The 21049-nt window shown below is 33.5% G+C and carries 17 protein-coding genes and 2 pseudogenes; 1 reads left to right on the top strand and 18 read right to left on the bottom strand.

All coding sequences use genetic code 11. From position 1 onward, the window contains the following. Positions 1–63: 63 nt before the first annotated feature. The 5 genes from ACM595_RS01905 to ACM595_RS01885 all read right to left on the bottom strand — a co-directional run bounded on the left by ACM595_RS01905 (position 64) and on the right by ACM595_RS01885 (position 5083). On the bottom strand, positions 64–684 hold the full coding sequence (locus tag ACM595_RS01905; protein ID WP_002483429.1) for a poly-gamma-glutamate hydrolase family protein: 621 nt from the start codon (positions 682–684) through the stop codon (positions 64–66). 80 nt (positions 685–764) lie between these two features. Beyond that, positions 765–1391 carry a poly-gamma-glutamate hydrolase family protein gene (locus ACM595_RS01900; RefSeq protein WP_002483430.1) on the bottom strand — a complete coding sequence of 209 codons (627 nt, stop codon included), beginning with the start codon at positions 1389–1391 and terminating at the stop codon, positions 765–767. A gap of 160 nt (positions 1392–1551) precedes the next feature. Next, entirely contained in the window at positions 1552–2418 is an 867-nt protein-coding gene (locus ACM595_RS01895) for a 2-oxoacid:ferredoxin oxidoreductase subunit beta (protein ID WP_002483431.1), read from the bottom strand. Further along, positions 2419–4179, bottom strand: coding sequence for a 2-oxoacid:acceptor oxidoreductase subunit alpha (locus ACM595_RS01890; RefSeq protein WP_011303240.1), 1761 nt, complete (start codon positions 4177–4179; stop codon positions 2419–2421). A 115-nt stretch (positions 4180–4294) separates the two neighbouring features. Continuing rightward, positions 4295–5083, bottom strand: a complete 789-nt coding sequence (locus ACM595_RS01885; RefSeq protein ID WP_002483433.1) for a TIGR00282 family metallophosphoesterase — start codon at positions 5081–5083, stop codon at positions 4295–4297. 162 nt (positions 5084–5245) lie between these two features. Between ACM595_RS01885 and ACM595_RS01880 the strand changes: the two genes are divergently transcribed. Beyond that, positions 5246–5461 (top strand): hypothetical protein, encoded by a 216-nt coding sequence (locus ACM595_RS01880; protein ID WP_002483434.1) that lies wholly within the window; start codon positions 5246–5248, stop codon positions 5459–5461. A gap of 281 nt (positions 5462–5742) precedes the next feature. Here ACM595_RS01880 and rny read toward each other — a convergent pair whose 3' ends face one another. The 13 genes and pseudogenes from rny to rnjB form a co-directional block, all read right to left on the bottom strand. Continuing rightward, positions 5743–7302, bottom strand: coding sequence for a ribonuclease Y (gene rny, locus ACM595_RS01875; RefSeq protein ID WP_037538515.1), 1560 nt, complete (start codon positions 7300–7302; stop codon positions 5743–5745). 376 nt (positions 7303–7678) lie between these two features. Next, the gene (gene recA / locus ACM595_RS01870; RefSeq protein WP_002483436.1) at positions 7679–8728 is read right to left on the bottom strand and encodes a recombinase RecA; all 1050 of its coding nucleotides are present in this window, start codon (positions 8726–8728) and stop codon (positions 7679–7681) included. Positions 8729–8903: 175 nt separating this feature from the next. Beyond that, entirely contained in the window at positions 8904–10046 is a 1143-nt protein-coding gene (locus ACM595_RS01865) for a CinA family nicotinamide mononucleotide deamidase-related protein (protein ID WP_002483437.1), read from the bottom strand. Positions 10047–10275: 229 nt separating this feature from the next. Then, positions 10276–10857: a CDP-diacylglycerol--glycerol-3-phosphate 3-phosphatidyltransferase gene (gene pgsA / locus ACM595_RS01860; protein ID WP_037538519.1), complete on the bottom strand. Its 582-nt coding sequence runs from the start codon at positions 10855–10857 to the stop codon at positions 10276–10278. Positions 10858–10907: 50 nt separating this feature from the next. After that, positions 10908–11300 (bottom strand): helix-turn-helix domain-containing protein, encoded by a 393-nt coding sequence (locus ACM595_RS01855; RefSeq protein ID WP_002483439.1) that lies wholly within the window; start codon positions 11298–11300, stop codon positions 10908–10910. Between the two features lie 32 nt (positions 11301–11332). Beyond that, entirely contained in the window at positions 11333–12163 is an 831-nt protein-coding gene (locus ACM595_RS01850; RefSeq protein ID WP_002483440.1) for a DUF3388 domain-containing protein, read from the bottom strand. A gap of 341 nt (positions 12164–12504) precedes the next feature. Continuing rightward, on the bottom strand, positions 12505–13209 hold the full coding sequence (gene ymfI / locus ACM595_RS01845) for an elongation factor P 5-aminopentanone reductase (RefSeq protein WP_002483441.1): 705 nt from the start codon (positions 13207–13209) through the stop codon (positions 12505–12507). 2 nt (positions 13210–13211) lie between these two features. Further along, positions 13212–14504, bottom strand: a complete 1293-nt coding sequence (gene yfmH, locus ACM595_RS01840; RefSeq protein WP_002483442.1) for an EF-P 5-aminopentanol modification-associated protein YfmH — start codon at positions 14502–14504, stop codon at positions 13212–13214. Further along, a complete protein-coding gene (gene yfmF / locus ACM595_RS01835) occupies positions 14504–15772 on the bottom strand; it encodes an EF-P 5-aminopentanol modification-associated protein YfmF (RefSeq protein ID WP_228161107.1) in 1269 nt (422 codons plus the stop codon). Before yfmF ends, yfmH begins: the two co-directional genes overlap by 1 nt. 31 nt (positions 15773–15803) lie before the next feature. Continuing rightward, positions 15804–16517, bottom strand: a complete 714-nt coding sequence (locus tag ACM595_RS01830) for a GntR family transcriptional regulator (RefSeq protein ID WP_002483444.1) — start codon at positions 16515–16517, stop codon at positions 15804–15806. 2 nt (positions 16518–16519) lie between these two features. After that, positions 16520–17983, bottom strand: a pseudogene (locus ACM595_RS01825) (DNA translocase FtsK); the annotation flags it as partial. A 101-nt stretch (positions 17984–18084) separates the two neighbouring features. Continuing rightward, positions 18085–18970: pseudogene (locus tag ACM595_RS01820) on the bottom strand (cell division protein FtsK); the annotation flags it as partial. Between the two features lie 301 nt (positions 18971–19271). Continuing rightward, complete coding sequence (gene rnjB / locus ACM595_RS01815) at positions 19272–20945, bottom strand: ribonuclease J2 (protein WP_041080459.1); 1674 nt, start codon at positions 20943–20945, stop codon at positions 19272–19274. Positions 20946–21049: the final 104 nt, after the last annotated feature.

Genomic DNA, 21049 nt, shown 5'->3' with positions numbered 1-21049 from the left:
ATCTTCCTATTATAGACATCTTGAATCTATAATAGCTTAAGTGTCCATTATTTACAAGCGTTACTACACCTTTTGTATCGCTTGAACGATTGCACTTGTAAAGTTATCCATAAACTGACTCCAATTACTTTGGTCTTCTCGGCTATGTTTATTATATTTTTGATTTTTAAAGCACAATTTTCTTAATCCCGAAGTTAATTCTAGCTGTACACCTTCACCTGTGCTACAACAATTGATAATATTATCATCGTGTGCACCAGACATATGTTTAGGCGCTTGATCTACTTTAATATCTAATTGCTCAAATTGTTCTTTTAATGCACGAATCAAACTTTCATCTTTGCCGCCCATATATACAATGCTATCATCACCCACGCAGCCATGAATTGTTACTGCGTGTGTCTTATTTTTGACCATTTCCATCATATCCGGTTGGTCATAATGACGAGAGGTTACGTGTAACGCTTCATTTCCTTTTGATTTTGTTCCTTTAAAAGTAAAATAATCAAAATCACCCTTTTGTGCTGTTAAATCAGCAATTTCCGTTGTACCAGGTTCAATCGCTCCACCATGAATCGCCGAAATAATAACTTGGCTATCTAAGTCGCGACGAACCACTGACCAATCACTATTTTCAGTCGTATATTCAGCCAATTCAGTCATTGATTTATATTTATCTGCCATAAATAAACACCCTTCATAGTTTCTATTCAACCTATTCCCTAACTTAAGCACTATTATCTTAAGATTTTGTAAAGTCGTACCTAATCATTTAATATTTTTAAAGCATTGGCAATTGCAGTAGAAAATGAAAACATTAACTGCGACCAATTCTCTCGATTCTCTCTATCATGTAAATTATATTTATTATTTTTAAAACATTGTTTCCTTAATGCCACAGTTAGTTCTAATTGTACACCTGCGTCACGTTTACCCTTATTTACAAAATTCTCTGTTTGCATACCAGCTATATGTGCTGGAGCCGGTTTGACCTTTATGCCTATTTTTTGTAATTGTTGTGTAATTTCATAGGATAATTCTAAATCTTTACCTCCAATATAAAGTGCTACATCATCACCCATACAACCATGTAACGATACTACAGCTTCATGTGTCGGTACTAATTCATTAAGTATGGGCTCATCAAAATGCTTTGATGTAACATGAAGTTCATGATTTTTATTTTTCCTGATTCCTTTAAATGTATAAAAACTATAACCACCAATTTCACTAATTAATTGTGCAATTTCTGATGTGCCACGTTCAATCGCACCACCATGAACCGCTGTTATTAAACTTTTTGCAACACGCTCGTTATATAAAATTTGCCAATCTTTATGTTCTTCGGTGTGATCAATCAGTTCTGACATTGACATAAATTGATCTATCATAATGAATGTCCTCTCTATCGTGTAATGAAAATATGTTCTACAAATCATGCTTACTCAAACATACAAAAAAACTGTCACATGCTCAATACGACAATCAATGCGTGCATGATTATTTCGTTAATAATGTGACAGTTCATTAGCTTATTTAGTTAAAAATATTTTATACAAATTGTTTCGTTAATGCCTCAAATTGTTCTTCATCGATATGAATGTCTTGTTTAGCTAAAGGTGTACCGTTCATTTCTTCAATTTGTGATTCATATGAAGGTGTTTCAGTATCTTGATAAACAATACCTTTTATTAATGAATTATATTCTAACACTTTTTGAGTGGCTTTTTGCTTATCTTTAATATCAAAATCTTCAATATCATCGATATTTGTTAAATTTTCTTTAAACCAATCATACGTATTCACTTTGTTATATGTTACACATGGAGAAAATACATTCACAAATGAGAAGCCATCATGATTAATTGCGTCCTCAATCATTTTTGTTAGTCCTTTAATGTCACTTGAAAAACCTTGCGCTACAAATGTTGCACCTGATGAAAGTGCTAACTCTAAAGGTGCTACATTTTGTTCAATATTTCCTTTTGGTGTAGATTTAGTAATAAATCCTTGAGCTGAAGAAGGTGACGTTTGACCTTTAGTTAAGCCATAAATTTGATTATCCATAACAATGTAAGTCATATTCATATTTCTACGTAATGCATGAATCGTATGACCCATACCAATGGCATAACCATCTCCATCACCACCAGAAGCAATAACCGTTAAATCTTTATTAGCCATTTTTACACCTTGTGCCAATGGTAATGAACGGCCATGTATACCATGAACGCCATATGAATTTACGTATCCTGATAAACGTCCAGAACAACCAATCCCCGTAATAATCGCTACTTCTTCCGGTTCTAAACCAACATTGGCTGCTGCCTTTTGAATGGCTGCTTGTACTGAAAAATCTCCGCAACCAGGACACCAGTTAGGTTTTACATTATTTCTAAAATCTTTAAATGTCGCCATTTATACCAACTCCTTTATTTCTTTAGCTATCTCAAGTCCATTAGCTTCAATTTCATGTGGTAAAAATGGTGTGCCATCGTATTTCGTTTGATTTACTAATTTATCACCTAAATTTACGTTCATTTTTAATATATTGGCAAGTTGACCTTGATAATTATGTTCAACTACAACGACTTTTGAAGCTTTGTCGACTTCTTTTTGAATCGTTTCACTAGGGAATGGATGCAATTGTCTAATTTGTATGTGGTTAACCTTAATATTTTGTGATTCTAATCTTGATTTACCCTCTTGAATTGCACCTTTAGTTGAAATAAATCCTAAATATAGTATGTCTGCTGTTTCATGTTGTACATCAGCTTCTACTGGATTTTGTATTAATAGGTTTTCTGTTTTACGCATACGTTTATCCATTTGCTGTTGTCTATTATCTGCAGCTTCACTCGTTTTTCCTTCTTCATTATGTTCAACACCTGTAACATGATGAATGCCGCCTTTTACCCCAGGAATAGGTCTTGGGGAAACACCACTTTCTGTTAATGCATAACGTTTAAAGTAAGTTTTGTCATTTTCTTCACGTTCTATATCGGATTGGATCATGTCACCACGATTGATTTCTATTTTATTATAGTCTAATTGTTCAACCGTTTGTTTACCTAATGAAAGTTGTAAATCACTTAATACTATGACTGGACATTGATATTGTTCAGCCAAATTAAAAGCTTCCATAGTTAAATAAAATGCATCTTCTGCATCAGTAGGCGCGACTACAATTTTAGGAATATCACCATGTGTACCGTAAATCATTTGCATTAAGTCTGATTGCTCTTGTTTCGTTGGCAATCCTGTTGAAGGGCCACCACGCTGTGTATTTATAACTACAAAAGGCGTTTCTGTCATACCTGATAAACCAATCGCTTCCATCATTAGCGATAGTCCTGGTCCCGCACTAGCAGTAAATGCACGTACACCTGCATAGTTTGAACCGATTGCCATGTTTGCTGCGGCAATCTCATCTTCAGTTTGTACAACTGTTCCGCCCACTTTTGGAAGATTTTCAATCATATATTCCATAATTTCTGAAGCTGGTGTTATTGGATAAGCCGCCATAAATCTTGATCCTGCTGATAACGCACCTAAACCAATGGCATCGTTACCAATCATATATAGATGTGGCTTTCCATCCGTTTTATCTAAGATAAAATCAGCATCAACGTTATTTAACTGTTCATTCATTAAACGATAACCTTCATTTAACGCCTCTATATTCAATTCTACAACCTTGTCACCTTTTTTAGTAAACATGTTTGTAATTAATGTTTCAAAATCTGAAATATCGAGGTCCATAACAGCACAAGTGGCACCAATCGCTACCATATTTTTCATCAATGCAGTACCTAATTCTTTAGCAGTTGCAGTAAATGGTAGGTCTATCAATTGAGCACGACAGTTGTCTGGTTTCTCTGGCTTTGCTTTACTATCTGCAATAATTACGCTGTCTTCACGCATTTCATGATGGTTTAATTCGATTGTTTCTTGATCAAATGCAATTAAGATATCTAAATCATCACTAATTGCATGCACTGGTGTCGTGGATACGCGTATTTTATTATTCGTGTGTCCGCCCATGATTCTACTTGAAAAATGACGATATCCATATAAGTAGTATCCTTTACGGTTCATAGCAGTAGCAAAGATTTCCCCAGTAGATTCAATACCTTCGCCTTGTTGACCGCCCACTTTCCATGATACTTGTGATTTCATATCATCTTGCCTCCTAGTGGTTATAATAATTCATTGTTCATCATACCAAAATAAACCACCCTATTACTATGTACAGAGTGGTACTTTTTTTAAATTCATACTAATGGACGATATTTTAAAAAGGATGATCGTCATTGATTAATACACGTTCAATGTGTGTTGTTCTTCCTTCTTTATTGATATCTATAATCACGCCCGATAATACACTGCGACCTTCATCTGGCACAACATGTCTTTGTGGCAAACTTGTAATAAAACGCGTAATCACCTCATGTCTATTTATACCTAATATACCATCATAAAAACCTGTCATACCAACATCCGTAATATAACCTGTCCCTCCTGGTAATATACGTTCATCCGAAGTTTGTATATGTGTGTGCGTGCCCACAACAGCACTTGCTCTACCATCAAGATACCAACCCATAGCATTTTTTTCAGATGTCGTTTCAGCGTGAAAATCTACGAATATATAATCCGTTTCTTTTTTTGCTTCGTTTATAAGCTCATCTGCCTTTTTAAAAGGATCATCAATATCTTGCATAAAAGCACGACCTTGCAAGTTGATGATAGCTAGCTTAATTTCATTTATTTGAATAAATCGCATACCTACGCCTGGTGCTTCTTCTGGAAAGTTAGCCGGTCTTACCATACGATTTGCTGAATCTATAAAATCATAAATTTGACGCTGACCATATGTGTGGTTACCCATCGTCATAAAATCTACGCCTTCTCTTAATAAATCTTTGTATATTTTTTCTGTCAGGCCTTTACCATGTGCCGCATTTTCAGCATTCACAATTGTAACTGTAGGACGATATGTCTGCTTCAGTCTTGATAAATATGTTGTAATGGCCTCGCGCCCCACTTTTCCTACAATATCCCCAATAAATAATAATCTCATTTACGTGTTCATCCTCTCTTAGTGTTAGTTTAATTCAATTTATTTACAATGAAAAGGTGCTGATGAAAATTTATTAAATTAGCTAAGTTTTAATTATAAAAATAGTGGTATAGATTATAGTAGTTAAGAGCTAATCCAAAATATAGGAGTTGGAAGTAATACATGTCAATTAATATCGATCCACAACATTTTGCTGACTTAGTTGTTACAGCAAATCCATCAAAAAGTGAAGATGCAGAAGACATAGCTAAAGAAAGTTTGGAGCTATATATCAATGCATACCGTTTAGCTGAAAGGTATGCCAATATCTCTACAAACTGTTATGATACTGCAGAAATAATTAAAGAAGTACAACAGGCAGATTTAGAGCTCACTTAAATTTTAATATGTTAATTACAATGAACTTGGATTATTAAATCCATATACATCATTGAGCGTATCGATAAACTGTATAAAAGTATGACATATACTACATTATCTTAATGAGTTGTTACCAATACTTTTCATTGCAGTTATTTTTAACCTCAATGTGAAACATCCGCGACATAAATAAATTGTCGCGGATGTTCTTTTATTCTAAAATATTAAAAAAAACAAACTAAACGAAATATCGTTTAGTTTGTTTAAATTTCAAAAATTAATCGTTTAATAATTAACTTTTATTTTGCATATTCAATTGCTCTAGTCTCACGAACAACTGTCACTTTTATATGACCTGGATATTGAAGTTCATCTTCAATTTGGCTCTTAATATCTCTTGCTAAGCGATGTGATTTTAAGTCGTCGATAGTATCTGGTGATACAATAACTCGAATTTCTCTACCTGCTTGGATTGCGAATGCTTTCTCAACACCTTCATAACTTTCAGATAGTGTTTCTAATCTTTCCAATCTTCTAATATAATTTTCTAAAGTCTCTTTACGAGCACCCGGTCTCGCAGCTGAAAGTGCATCTGCTGCAGCAACCAAGATAGAAATAATTGAAGTTGGTTCAACATCACCATGATGGGAATGTATTGCATTAATGACTGTTTCATTTTCAGCGTATTTTTTCGCTAATTCTACACCGATTTCAACATGGCTACCTTCTACTTCGTGATCAATAGCTTTACCAACATCATGAAGTAAGCCAGCACGTTTAGCTAATGTAATATCCTCACCTAATTCTGCTGCTAAGATACCACTTAAGTGAGCAACTTCGATAGAATGTTTCAATACATTTTGTCCATAGCTAGTACGATACTGTAAACGACCTAAGATCTTAACAAGATCTGGATGCATGTTATGTACATTTATTTCAAATGTAGCTTGTTCCCCTGCATCTCTAATAATGTCGTCTACTTCTTTTCGAGCTTTGTCTACCATATCTTCAATTCGTCCAGGATGGATTCGACCATCCGAAACAAGATTTACTAATGCAGTTCTTGCAATTTCACGTCTAATTGGGTCAAAACCAGAAAGAATTACGGCTTCTGGTGTATCATCTATAATTAAGTCAATACCAGTTAACGTTTCTAACGTTCTGATATTTCTACCTTCTCTACCAATGATTCGACCTTTCATTTCGTCATTCGGTAAATTAACAACAGAAACTGTAGATTCAGAAGTATGCTCTGCAGCTAACCTTTGAACAGTAGTTGCTAATAGTTCTTTTGCATTTTTATCGACTGCTTCTTTTGCTTCTCTCTCTTTTTCCTTAACAAGTATTGCAATATCTTGTGACAATTCATCTTCAACTCTTTGAAGTTGCTCTTGTGCAGCTTCTGCTTGAGTGAGACCAGAGATGCGTTCTAATTCTTGTTCATGCTTATTTATTAATGTTTGAACACTACTCTCTTTTGCATCTACTTGTTGTTGTCGTTCTTCAAGTTTAGACTCTTTTTGCTCTAAAATCTCATCTTTTTTATCTAATAGATCAGATTTTCGCTCTAAGTTTTCTTCTTTTTGTAGAAGTCTTGCTTCCTGCTTTTGAAGATCACCACGTCTTTCACGAAGTTCAATTTCACTTTGCTCTTTTATGATTTGATTTTCTTCTTTAGCTTCTAGGAGCTTTTCCTTCTTAATATTCTCTGCTTCTTTATTACCTTGTTCGATAATATCTTCGGCAGTTTGTCTTGCTTGTAATTGCTTTTGATGCAACAAATTTCGGGCAACAATATACCCTACAACAACTCCGAGAATAATACCTAGCAAAATGAGTAGGAGGCCTAATAAATTCACACAAACACCCCCTTTTTATCTAGGATTTTGCTCTGTATATCAAATTTCAATATGATTAAATATGATTATATGAAGTTCTAAAAGAATCATACAATGTAATTGTACGGTTTACAGCTAAGAAGTGTCAAGGTTTCCATACACATTAATATAATATTTGAAGCGTTCCTTTTACACAATATTTACTTTACCGATTGCGCTTACTTAACTCACAGCACATTTGAAATGAAAAATATTTTCATATAATATTTTTATATTCTTATTCATATACAAAAAATAAGCTTAGACACGCTTGAATGTCTAAGCTTATTATTATGTTATTAGTAATAAATAACTCAAATTATATTTTATAACGCTCTACTGATAACCAGAACTTTAGTTATTCTTCCTCATCAAAAAGTGTAGCAGGACTTTCAGCTTCTTTTTCTTCAACGTCACCGTCAAAGATACCTAATTTTTCCCGTAATTTTTGATCAATTTCTTCTCGAATAGCAGGGTTTTCTTTGAGGTATAATTTCACATTTTCTTTACCTTGTCCCATACGTTCACCATTGTATGAATACCAAGCCCCTGATTTATTTACAATTTCATGTTCAGCACCTAGGTCAATTAATTCTCCTTCTTTAGAGATACCTTTACCATACATAATATCAACTTCTGCAACTCTAAATGGTGGTGCTACTTTATTCTTAACGACTTTAATTTTTGTTCTATTACCAACAATTTCTTGACCTTGTTTCAATTGTTCCGCACGGCGCACTTCTAAACGAACAGAGCTATAGAATTTCAAAGCACGTCCACCTGGTGTAACTTCAGGATTACCGAACATCACACCAACTTTTTCACGGATTTGGTTGATAAATACTGCTGTTGTATTTGATTTTGAAATTGCACCGGAAAGCTTTCTCAAAGCTTGGGACATAAGACGTGCTTGCAAACCAACGTGCGTATCTCCCATTTCACCTTCAATTTCAGCTTTAGGTGTAAGCGCAGCAACTGAATCGACCACAACGATATCAACAGCGCCACTTCTAACAAATGCTTCGGCAATTTCTAAACCTTGTTCCCCATGATCAGGTTGAGATAAATATAAATTTTGTATGTCTACGCCTAAAGCTTCTGCGTAAACAGGATCTAATGCATGCTCAGCATCTATGAACGCTGCAACACCGCCATTTTTTTGTACTTCAGCGATAGCATGTAACGCTACAGTTGTTTTACCAGAACTTTCTGGACCATAAATTTCTACGATTCTTCCTTTAGGGTAACCACCTACACCTAAAGCATTATCTAATGTTACAGAACCACTTGATACACTCGAAACTTTGCGCGCTTTGTTGTCGCCTAATTTCATAACAGCACCTTTACCAAATGATTTCTCCATATTTTTAATTACCGTATCTAAAGCTTTTTGACGATCGTTATCCAATGCTGGACCTCCTAAATGAGATTTATCTCTCGAAAAAATATCTTATATTCACTATACCTTGATTCAGATAATTTCGCAAGTATTTTGCGAATATTTGTTCGCTAATATTTGAATTCAATAATGCTAAAATAGAACACACGTGCTATTTTTCGCATTTTCTGTATACTGTTCGTATTTATTTAAACCAATTTAGTAATCTAATCAACACATAATTTTGAGTTCTGCTTTTAATTAAATGTCTTCTTTGTGTCATTTTAAATGATTGTACAGCTAATTCATCATTTTCTAAAATACCTAAATATACCGTATCATGTTGATGTATCACTGAAATACCTATTTCCGTGTTAAACATGTCTTTGACAATCTGAGCAGATACTGAAAGTTGAGATGTTATTATATCACGTTCATCTATAAATTGCGTGTGGTGAGATAACATACCTTGAAGTAACTGATTATTATCAAAATTTTTCATCCGAGAAAATAATATACCATCTGTCACCCCATCATAAATGGCAAATGTTTTTGTCATATTATTCATAAATGCTTGTTCTATAACAATATCATCAGAACCATAATAATATTTACCGATACGTTCTAAAATTTCTTCTTTAAGCGGCGCTATTAACGTTTCACATACTTGTTGTGTCTCACCACTTGCTGTCAATCTTACATTGACTTCGTGAGACCCAGCTAATGGTGCTATCGTAGGGTTCGTTTGTTGATCGATTAAATCCATTAATTCTGTTTCGACCTTTGATTCTCCTATACCCGCAAAGCGAAGTAATTCTGAAAATATTGTATTTTCACCATTTATAAAATAAGGTAATAACGCCTCTTTAGCCATCGGTTTCATTTCTTTTGGTGGACCTGGTAACAAAGCAATTTGCTTTCCATGTTGTTGGACAAGCATTCCTGGGGCCATACCGACCTTATTATCCAAGACATGCGCACCTTCAATGACTAACGCTTGTTGACGGTTATTTGGCGTCATTTCGACGTTTTGTTCATTAAAATATTGTTCGATGTAGTCGAGTGCATTTTGATCGATAACTAAATCTCGATCTAATACTTTCGCAACTGTATGCTTAGTTAAATCATCTTTTGTAGGGCCCAAGCCTCCAGTTAATATAACGGTATCATAATTTTCTAATGCTTTATTAATTACTCTCTCTAATCTTTGTGGGTTATCACCAATCACTGTATGTTCAACCACATTATGGCCAGCACTATTAAATAATTTTGATAAGTATTGACCATTAGTATTAGCGATTTGTCCTAATAATAATTCTGATCCTACCGCAATAATAGATATATTCAAAACGTTTCCTCCTGAGACATTTACATTTTTGTAAATAATTTATTCCTTATAGCTTCTAATTAACAATATATTTCTACTTCCCTATATTATAAAATGAAAAACCATAAATAACGAAAGATTCGTTCATGTAAAAGCGCTTCTATACGACTTGTTTATAAAAATTAAAAAAATCGAAGCATGTCCAAATTATCTACATGCCCCGATTTATAGCGTTATGATGTTAATGTGTTTATGATTTTGCCTTAAACACATCTCTACCTTTATAAAAATATTCAATTCCTGATAGGATAGTGAAAAATACACCGATATATAGTAATACCTGTCCTAATTCAAAACCAATCCAGCTAGACAATGGATCGCCTAAAAGAATCCAAACAAGGGCAACCATAGTAACAGCAGTTTTTATTTTACCTAACTGACCTGCAGCACTAACAAAACCTTGTTCTATTTGTAATAAGCGTAATCCCGTAACAGCAAATTCTCGAGCAATAATAATAATTGCAACTACAGAATTGGTTAAATCTACTTGTACGAGCGCAATCAAAGCACTTGATACTAGTAATTTATCTGCTAATGGATCTAAAAATTTACCCATGTTTGTTACAAGTTCCCATTTACGCGCTAAGTAACCATCTACAAAGTCACTTAATGATGCGACGATAAAAATAATGCCACTAATTAATAATTCTATTCTAATTTCATTACCACCGATAAATGAAATTTTACCAAATCCAAAATCCGCTAGAGCAAACAATAGGAAGATTGGAATGAGTATAACTCTAAATACAGTTATCCAATTCGGTATATTCATACAAAGTCCTCTTTTCTATTTATAACTTATGACGTACTTGGACTTACAGATTAAAAAATTAATACTGAAAAAATCCATAAAAGTGCTGTAATAATAACAAATATACTTATTACAACGGCCACTTGCAATGGTTCTTTATTTTTAGTTCGATAAGTCGGTTTATCTTCTTTTGAAAAAGCAGTTATTGTATTTTGAAGCGATTCATCATTACTAGGAATTTCTTCTCTATGCGCCTCAATTAACTGTACTGAGTCGATATTCACTGCTTTTGCATATTTCCTAATAAAACCTTCTGCATAATTTACATTTTTCAACGATTCAAAATCATTATTCTCAATCAGTGTAAGTGTTTCTCTTTTTATTTGGGTACGCGTTTCAAGTTCGTTTAGTGTCATACCTAAACGTTCTCGACGTCCTTTTAAAGTTTGACCAACTAAATTCAAAATGTTAGTCCTCCTCAATAACTATTCATATTTTATTCAAAAAATCCAAATCCGCCACCAAACGTATCATCACCAAAATCTAAGTTATTTTTACTTTTAACTGTTTTCTTTTTCATTTCTTCATATTGAATTTCTTGATTTTTATTTTCTCGTAATTCGATGATATAGTCAAAATCACTCATTTCATAATCACTCGTTTCAACGAACAAGTCAGGATGTTCGACTACTTTTATTGCTGGTAAACTCATAACTTCTTTAACTAATTCTTGATGTTTTTGACTAGACTCTCTCGCTGTGACTGCACCGTCGATAATATAAACATGATCAGAATCATATTCTCCTTTAATTAAAGAGCTACGAACAGTCTGTTTAATTAACGTTGAACTGATAAATAACCATCTCTTGTGCGCACACACACTACCTGCAACGATTGATTCAGTTTTACCTACTCTCGGCATACCTCTAATACCAATTAATTTATGGCCTTTCTCTTTAAATAATTCTGCCATAAAATCAACAAGTAAACCTAAATCATCTCTTTCAAAACGAAACGTTTTTTTATCATCTGCATCTTGTTCTATGTATCTTCCATGTCTCACAGCTAAACGATCACGTAACTCTGGTTTACGCAATTTTGTTATAGATATATCATCTATTTCTGTTACGATATTTTCAAATCTATGCACTTTATCTAGACTATCTGACTTTATTAATAGCCCTCTACGACCTTCATCAATACCATTGATAGTCACAATACTAATTCCCATCAAACCTAATAAACTAGAAACATCTCCTAAAAGGCCAGCTCGGTTCATTGTTATCTCATATTCTAAATACCATTCTTTTTTAGTTGCTACTGTCATGAAATAAACACCCCTTTGTTTATAAACCATATGTTGTCTTTTATGATAAACAGCAAATGATACACTTTAAATAAACATTATTTTATAAATTATATCATTGACGTTTTGTTTTATTAGCTGAGCATAAATATAAGAATCATCCTATTAGATCATATGAACAACTAACGACTAGAATGAACTACAAACGTGCTACTTCACTTTAGCTATAGCAATCCTTTCATCAGTCATCTAAGTTAAATAGTAATACAAAACTTTTTAGAAAATTACTTCCTCATACTTACTGACATTATATCATTGAATGTTTCAAAGTTGTTTTATTTTCTATAGTTTACTTAAATTATTTACAAGTACCAAGCGCCATTCACTTTTTGAATTGTTCCGGTGATACTTTTCGCAAAAGGATGACATAGATAACTACATGTGTGAGCAATTTCAGTCGGATCTATCAATCTTTGTTGTGGCAAGTCTTCAGTAATTACTGCCAATTCCGCTTCACTCCAAACTCGAGCCATATTACCACTTACCAAACCGGGTGCAATAGCGTTCACCGTTACTGAAGTCATTGCAAGTTCTTGACTCAATGCTTTTACAAAAGCAATTTGGGCACCTTTCATTGCAGAATAAACTGATTCCATACTTGCACCTGTTTCACCCCAAATAGATGAAATAACAACAATCCTACCACTCTGACTTTGTCTTAGTTGATCAACAAAATACCTAGAAACACGTATGAATTGTTTTACGTGAATTTGATAAGCTAAATCAATCATTTCGTCAGTCATATCTTGTATTTGTCCATATAATGCAGTGCCACTCGCATAAATAAGGCAATCCAAATTAGTAATAAAATCAAAGTAATCCGCAAAATCGATGTCCTGCATTAAATCTATTTGTATGAATTGTACAGGCTGACTTTTATATTGCGACTGCAGTGTATCAACATTAGCCTGATTATACTGAATGATAACTTCATAACCGTCAGACAATAGACGATCAACGATAGCTGTACCTATACTACCAGAACCACCCATCACTAATGCCTTCATTTTTATTTCATCTCCAAACGACTATCAACAACTTGCTCTAGGTTCAAGCACATTTTTGAAGTTTCGTTTACACTCTCTAAAGTGATGCTTTCAACAATTTCCAATAAATCGAATAAACTTACGCCTTCAAAATATAATTTCGTATATTGGTTCGCTATGTATTCCGGAGAATTTAACCCTGAAATAAATTCACCTATGAATTGTTTTTTTAGTAAACTAAATGCTTCTTCATCATTCAGTTGTCCTTGGTTGTTTTCAATTTCTGTTAAAAGTAACGCTTTTAATTTATCAGGATACTGTGTTGCGCTCGTAATTACTGAGAAACTATATGTCGGTTCTAATACAAATTGATATCCAAATGTCTCATCAATTAGATCTTCGTTAAGTAAAGATTGATAAAAATCTGTTTCTTCACCAAATAACATTTCATAGAAAAGTGTCATCTCTAAATCTCTCTTTACAAAAGATGCGTCGGGTTCATCAACTAACGGATTGTTTTTAAAGCCTAACATCAATCGAGGTGATTGCAATTTCATAGTTTCAGTCACTTTGGATTCATTTACAGTTGCTTTTTCTATCAATGGATCTCTAACTATTTGCGGTTGTGCTTCTTTATCGCGTTGATTTTCATGCGTTGCCACGACATCATAAATATTTGCTACATCTACATCGCCGACAACAAAGAGTACCATATTCGATGGATGATAAAATGTCTCATAACATAAATAAAGATCATCTTTAGTAATCTCATAAATACTCTCTACACTGCCTGCAATATCCACACGAATAGGATGTGTATCATACATAGCTTTCAATGTATTAAACATTAATTTGTAACCAGGCTGTTCTTGGTACATTTTAATTTCTTCAGCTATGATGCCTTTTTCTTTATCTACTGTTTCTTTAGTGAAATAAGGTGACTCAACCATTGTTAATAAGCGTTTAATATTACGCTCCACATGATCTGTTGCACTAAATAGATAACTTGTACGATCAAAACTAGTGAATGCATTGACTTGTGCATTATCTTCAGCAAATGCCGTAAATAAATCTTCACTCTCATCATCGTTTTCAAACAATTTATGTTCTAAGAAATGCGCTACACCATCTGGAACAGTGACAAAAGTATCACTACCATGTGGCTTAAATTTATTATCTAACGAGCCGAACTTTGTAGTATACGTCACAAATGTTTTTTGGAACCCTTTTTTGGGGATAATAAATAATTTCAATCCATTATTTAATTCTGCTTCAAATACACGTTCATCTATTTGTTCATAATAATTTTCTCGCATTAGTCATTACCTCCTTTTGTCAGAATATAAATGGTATCAAGCACAACCGCTTGCGCTAATTGTTGCACATCTGATTTTGTAACACTTTGGATACCTTCAAAATAACTTTCTTCTGACATAGGCTCATCTAATAAGATATTGTTGTTTAAAATTTCTATCATACTTTTTGGTCTGTCATGTGATTCTTGTCTCTGCGAAAGAATTACTTTTTTAGCTAATGCTAGCTTATCTTCTTCAAATTGACCGTTTTGGAACTTTTCAAATTCTTTGATAATTGTATCTTTTGCAACTTCATATTTATCTATGGATACACCACTCAGTACAAACATGAAGCCATTTTTTGCATCAATTTGTGAATGAATTGAATATGCCAAACTTTGTTTTTCACGGACTTCATTAAATAATACAGATGAAGGGTCACCACCGAACATTACATTAAATACAACCATTGTAAAATACGCTGCGTCGCCATATTTTGCAGGCATTCTAAAGCCCATATTCAACTTAGCTTGATCTACATCGTCCACTTCAACAATTTCTTGTGGTAATGTATGTGCTTGTTTCATAGGTGCGTCTTGCGTTAATTCAAAGTGGAAAGGTTTGATATCGAAATAAGTTTTCAATTGCGTTTTAACTTGTGCTTCATCTACGTTACCAACGACGTAAACTGCACAATAATCATTTTGTAGCATAGATTGATATATATCGTATAAAGTTTCTGGCGTTACACTTTTTATGTATTCTATTTGACCTGTAGCCAAATGTCTATAAGGATGTTCTCCAAACATATGTTTTAATAAATTTAAAAATGAAATCTGCGATTTGTTATCAACCATCGCTTCTAGTTTTTTACCTAATAAAGATTTTTCTTGTGACACAAAAACCTCATCAAATTGTTGATCAGTCACTAACGGGTTCCAAATAATTTCTTTTAACAATGCCACACCTTTTTCAAATAATGGTGTTTGGTCTTTCAAATAACGTTCATTAATTAACTCTAATGAAATGCTTATAACATGCTTATCTTTAAATTTTGAAACAAAACTATTCACATAGGCGCCATATAAATGTGATAAATGTCTATTGAATGCTTTATCTGTAGGCCATTGTTTGGTTGCTCGAACTAATACTTTGCTTAGAATCGAACGCGCAGTCATGGTGTCACTTTCTAAGGGAGCCATAAATTTCAACGTTATTGTGGTCGTTTTAAATTTTGTAGTTGGCATTACTTTAATATGTATGTCATTCTGAGTATTTTTGTTCTTCAAATTGTCATGCCTCACTTTCATAAATTTCTTATTATAAACTATTTTTAACCGTTTTAAATTTTACTAAACTACTTTTGAAATAATTAAAAGAATAAAGTATTGGTTGGTCATCTTTATCATAATGGACTAATTTCAATAACATAAGCCCTTCATGTGGTGATGCACCTAAGATGTCTGAAATGTGCGGCTCATAACTGATGGCCTCCATTTCAGTATCAGCATATGCCACTTTTTTTCCCGCATGTGCTTCGATAGCACCTAGTAACGATTCATCGCTATTTTGATATTGTGCGCATGTTAAGTCACTCGCAGGCACTTTATCTAAACAATATACTACGGGTTTCTTATTTGCCGTTCTGACACGTTCTATAATTGTAACGTTTGCCTTATCTGCAATATTTAATCGTTTTGAATCTAATGAGGTCGCTGGTTTTTCATCAAAACTAATATATTCTGTCCCAGCACTATAACCCTGATCTTCAATCATTCTACTTATACTTACAACTTCTCCTAAAGGATAATAGAATGGGTGCAGTGATTTAACACGTGCACCTTCTTCTAAATTATTTGATAAAACTTGTTCAGTGATTAATTCATCTACTGCATCATAGACATCATCTGTCTTTACATTTAATGTTCTAGCTATTGCTAAATTACTTGGTAATGGTTCACCATGTTGTAATTTGCCATCTTTGATTTGTTGTATCATCCACTCTTTAACTTTATAAACAGAAGTCAGTTCCATTTTTACACCTCATCACTATCTAAATCCACTAATATTTGTCTAGGTTTACTTCCTTTTTGTGGTCCAATAACTTGATTTCGTTCTAAATCGTCCATTAATCTGGAAGCGCGATTATAACCAATTCTAAATTGTCTTTGTAATAAAGAAGTACTCGCTTTTTGTTGTTCAATGACAAATAAATATGCTTCATCATAAAGCGCATCTTCACTCTTCATTTCTGATTTTTCTACTGGTGCGTCTGGTTCCATTTCTTTAACATAATTCGCTTTTTGCTGTTCTACTACATAATTAACAATGTCTTGCACTTCTTGATCGCTTAAAAATGCACCCTGCACACGCGTTCTTGTAGAACCACCATTTGCAACATATAGCATGTCACCTTTTCCTAATAGCTTGTCTGCGCCACCGCTATCAATAATCGTTCTAGAATCCGTTTGTGAACTAACAGCAAAAGCAATTCTACTTGGAATGTTATTTTTGATTAAACCAGTAATCACATCCACAGAAGGGCGTTGTGTTGCAATGATTAAATGAATGCCTGCTGCACGAGCCATTTGAGTAATTCTTTGAATTGCATTTTCTACTTCTTTACCAGCAACCATCATTAAATCAGCTAATTCATCCACAATAACCACGATATAAGGTAGTTCAGCTTGTTTTTCATCTAGCTCAAGATTTTGTCTTCTAATCGCTTCGTTGTAACCTTCTATATTTCTTGTAGATGAATGTTGGAATAAATCATAACGACGCTCCATTTCGGCCACAACTTTTTCTAAAGCTTGAGATGCCTTATGAGGATTTGTAACTACCGGTATCAATAAATGGGGAATCCCATTATATACATTCAATTCTACCATTTTCGGATCAATTAACATAAGTTTTACTTCATGCGGCTTTGCATTAAGTAAAATACTAGTGATAATACCATTGATACATACGGATTTACCACTACCTGTAGATCCAGCAACAAGTAAATGAGGCATTTTATTTAATTCAACTGTTATAGGATCACCTGAGATATCTCTTCCTAATCCTACTTCTAATTTATTTTTTGCAGGGAACTTCTCATCTAATACTTCTTTAAGTGATACAAGTGAAATTTTGTCATTTGGTACTTCAATACCCACTGCAGAACGTCCTGGAATAGGTGCTTCAATACGAATATCCTTAGCTGCAAGTGCAAGTGCGATATCATTGTGCAAGTTTACAATTTTACTTACTTTAACACCTTGTGCAGGTTGAATTTCATATTGTGTTACCGCAGGACCGATTTTTATTTGTGTCACTCTGGCATCTACACCAAAGTTTTTAAGTGTTGTTTCTAGCAGTTGCCCCTTTTTCTGAACTTCTGCTTTTGAAGTTGCTTTTTGTTTCGCTGGTTGCTTAAGTAATGAGAGTGGTGGAATCGTGTATGCCTCGTTTTCCACTTCTCCAGCTTCTGAAATCGAGTTAACCGCATCGCTTTGACTATCTTCAGTTTCTTCAGTAGCATCCATAGATTGATCTAATGAAGCCAAATCCGCATCATTTGTATCATGATCTGTATGTTGAACATTATCCGCTTCATGATCGTACATGCGTTTAGTACGTTGTTTTTTAGTATTTGGACTTTGATTTGTAGATTCTTCATCATTTTCACTATGTCCGTATATAGGGATAGATAATTGTTGGTTACTTGTTTCGTTTGGTACTTCTTCTAGCTCGCTAACATCTTTAATGTCTTGTTGCTCAGTCGCTTCTAGTTGTTGTTTCTCACGCTCAGCTTTCTTCTCAGCTTTTACGCGTGCATTCGCTTCTTTTTTGATTTTATTTTGTTTGCGCTTTTCTTTATAATTTTCTGAAGCATCCTGACTTTTAACTTTTAACTTTTCAAATAATATTTTAGATACATCTCGGTGCTTTTGTTTTAAAAGTAAAATAATACTTGAAGCTATAAGTAAAATTGTGACAATAATAATACCTACAATTGAAATAAGCGGTATAGATATCGATAATAAATAATGACCTAAGAGTCCTCCGCCAAAATTCGGAAAATTCGTATGTTTATATGAACTATATACAAATGACAATACTGGTTCACGTTGCGCTTGTACCTTGTTTGTAAAATAAAAAACAATATGTGTAACTAGCAATAAAGCTAATTGTAATACGAAGGCACCCACTGTACGTCTCGTTTTAGGTAATGCTTTATAATATGTAATGAATATAGTTCCAATCAAAATAAGTATATAAGTTAAAAATCTACTGTTACCAAATAAATAATTAAAGAAACTATCAATCATTGTTCCCACTATACCAAGTTGAAAAGCACCTAAGACGATGATGACAAAAATTGCAATTGCCAATATATATCTTAAGGGATGATCACCTTGTTGTTTCTTCTTATTGGATGTCTTTCTTTTTGTATTTGCAGGTTTTCGCTTAGCTGTTGATCTTTTTTTCGTTTGTGCCAAATTTAACACCTTCTTTTCGACTCAGTTTTCAAATATGCGTCATCATATGTTCAATTCCTACATATGTGATATAACATTTTCGTTTAAAATATATGCATGTTTCTCATAGTTATTAATATTTATGTATAAATAAAGTTTCGCATTCTTACATAATAACATAAAAGAGGTAAGACATTTTTTCGCTCTTAGTGCATTTAAAGGTTGGATTTATGGCAAAATTGCTTAACATGTCACCTTAATCTACTTTTAAATATATTTACCTAAGCGTATGTCTTAACCTCTTTGTTTAGTATTAAAATTATTAAATTTCAGAAATAACTGGAATAATCATCGGACGACGTTTCGTATTTTCAAATAATAATTTACTAATTTGATCACGCATACTCTGTTTAATTTCAGACCATTCAATGCGTTTCTCTTGTAAACCTAATTCGACAATTTCACGGACTTTTTCTTCAGCTTCATTTAAAAGTGCTTCACTTTCTCTTACATAAACGAAACCTCTTGATTGAATTTCTGGACCTGCCGCTATTCTTCTATTTTTTGGATCAAGCGTAACCACAGCAATAAATATACCGTCTTCCGCTAATAAATGACGATCCCTTAATACGATATTACCGACATCTCCTACACCGATACCATCAATAAGTACATTTCCAGAATTTACTTTTTCATTTAAAATCATTTCTTCACCATCGTAGTTAACAACATCGCCTTTTTCTACAAGGAAGATTTTTTCAGGTTGTACACCTGCTTCATTAGCTAATTTAGCATGAGAAATTTGCATTTTAAATTCTCCATTTACTGGTATAAAGTATTCTGGTTTCATTATGTTAATCATCATCTTCAACTCTTCCATGCAACCGTGACTAGAAGCATGAATCTTTTTACTATCTGGTATAATTTCAGCACCTGCACGTACTAATTCATTTAAAGTATTACCTACTATCACTTCCATATTGGCAGAAGCTGTAATAGCTAGAAAGACAGAGTCCCCTGGTTCGATATTCATTATCTTATGCTTTTTCTGAGCCATTTGACTAAGCGCTTCAACAGGTTCACCTTGCATACCAGTGGCTATGATAATCACTTCATTCTTAGGATAATTTTCAACATCATTGATTGGAATTAATAAATCTTTTGAAATATCAAAATATCCCATTTTTCTAGCAATGTTAAATGAGCTTTCAAGTGAACGTCCTAAGAATGACACTTTTCTATTTAATCTTTGCGCAAGATTTAATACTTGTTGAATTCTTATAAAATTAGAAGCATAACAAGATACAATTAATCTGCCCTTCACTTTTGTAAATGCATCGTACATATGTGATTCAATCACATTTTCTGGTGTATTATAACCTGGCTTTTCAGCTTCAGTCGAATCACTAATTAAAGCAAACACACCCGCTTCGCCTATCTCAGTCATTTTCTTCAAATCTGGTGCATAATGTCCATGTAAACTTTGGTCGAATTTAAATTCACCCGTATAAACAATTGCGCCATAAGAAGTATGGATACAAATACCTAAACTATCTGGAATACTATGCGTCGTATTAAAGAAAGTGACATTTACCCCTTTAAAACGCATCACTGATTCATTATTCACTGTGTAGTATCTAACTTTTTTATTTACATTGCGTGCTTTCATATTCTCTTTAATTAAAGCAATCGTCAATTTCGAACCGTATACCGGAGCATCAACTTGTTCTAACACATACGTTACAGCACCAATAGCATGTTCGTGTCCATGCGTTAGAAAGATCCCTTTTAATTTTTCTTTATTTTCTATTACGTATTGAATATCTGGAATAACAATATCTACGCCCAGCATTTCGTCTTCTGGGAACATTAAACCAGCATCAAGCATAAACATTTCATCGTCCACTTCGACGATATACATATTTTTCGCAATTTCTCCAACTCCGCCGAGTGGAATGATACGAATGTTTTTATTTTTTTTCTTTATTAAACTCAAAATGTTACCTCCTATTTAATTTCCCCGTCCATATATAAACTCATAATTTATTATAAGTTAAAATGCGCTTTATGTACACTATTAAAGTAATTACAACAAATAGT

Source organism: Staphylococcus sp. LKG3-1 (assembly GCF_048568385.1).
Taxonomy (GTDB): Bacteria; Bacillota; Bacilli; order Staphylococcales; family Staphylococcaceae; genus Staphylococcus; species Staphylococcus saprophyticus.
This window is presented reverse-complemented; position numbering and strand designations above follow the sequence as displayed.

What these genes read in the sequence shown, in the direction of transcription:
- ACM595_RS01890 (WP_011303240.1), bottom strand. Translation starts at nt 4,179, where the DNA reads ATGAAATCACAAGTATCATGGAAAGTGGGCGGTCAACAAGGCGAAGGT.
- yfmH (WP_002483442.1), bottom strand. Translation starts at nt 14,504, where the DNA reads ATGCGAGAAAATTATTATGAACAAATAGATGAACGTGTATTTGAAGCA.
- ACM595_RS01885 (WP_002483433.1), bottom strand. Translation starts at nt 5,083, where the DNA reads ATGAGATTATTATTTATTGGGGATATTGTAGGAAAAGTGGGGCGCGAG.
- ACM595_RS01895 (WP_002483431.1), bottom strand. Translation starts at nt 2,418, where the DNA reads ATGGCGACATTTAAAGATTTTAGAAATAATGTAAAACCTAACTGGTGT.
- ACM595_RS01900 (WP_002483430.1), bottom strand. Translation starts at nt 1,391, where the DNA reads ATGATAGATCAATTTATGTCAATGTCAGAACTGATTGATCACACCGAA.
- ACM595_RS01905 (WP_002483429.1), bottom strand. Translation starts at nt 684, where the DNA reads ATGGCAGATAAATATAAATCAATGACTGAATTGGCTGAATATACGACT.
- ACM595_RS01880 (WP_002483434.1), top strand. Translation starts at nt 5,246, where the DNA reads ATGTCAATTAATATCGATCCACAACATTTTGCTGACTTAGTTGTTACA.
- ACM595_RS01850 (WP_002483440.1), bottom strand. Translation starts at nt 12,163, where the DNA reads ATGACAGTAGCAACTAAAAAAGAATGGTATTTAGAATATGAGATAACA.
- ymfI (WP_002483441.1), bottom strand. Translation starts at nt 13,209, where the DNA reads ATGAAGGCATTAGTGATGGGTGGTTCTGGTAGTATAGGTACAGCTATC.
- pgsA (WP_037538519.1), bottom strand. Translation starts at nt 10,857, where the DNA reads ATGAATATACCGAATTGGATAACTGTATTTAGAGTTATACTCATTCCA.
- ACM595_RS01830 (WP_002483444.1), bottom strand. Translation starts at nt 16,517, where the DNA reads ATGGAACTGACTTCTGTTTATAAAGTTAAAGAGTGGATGATACAACAA.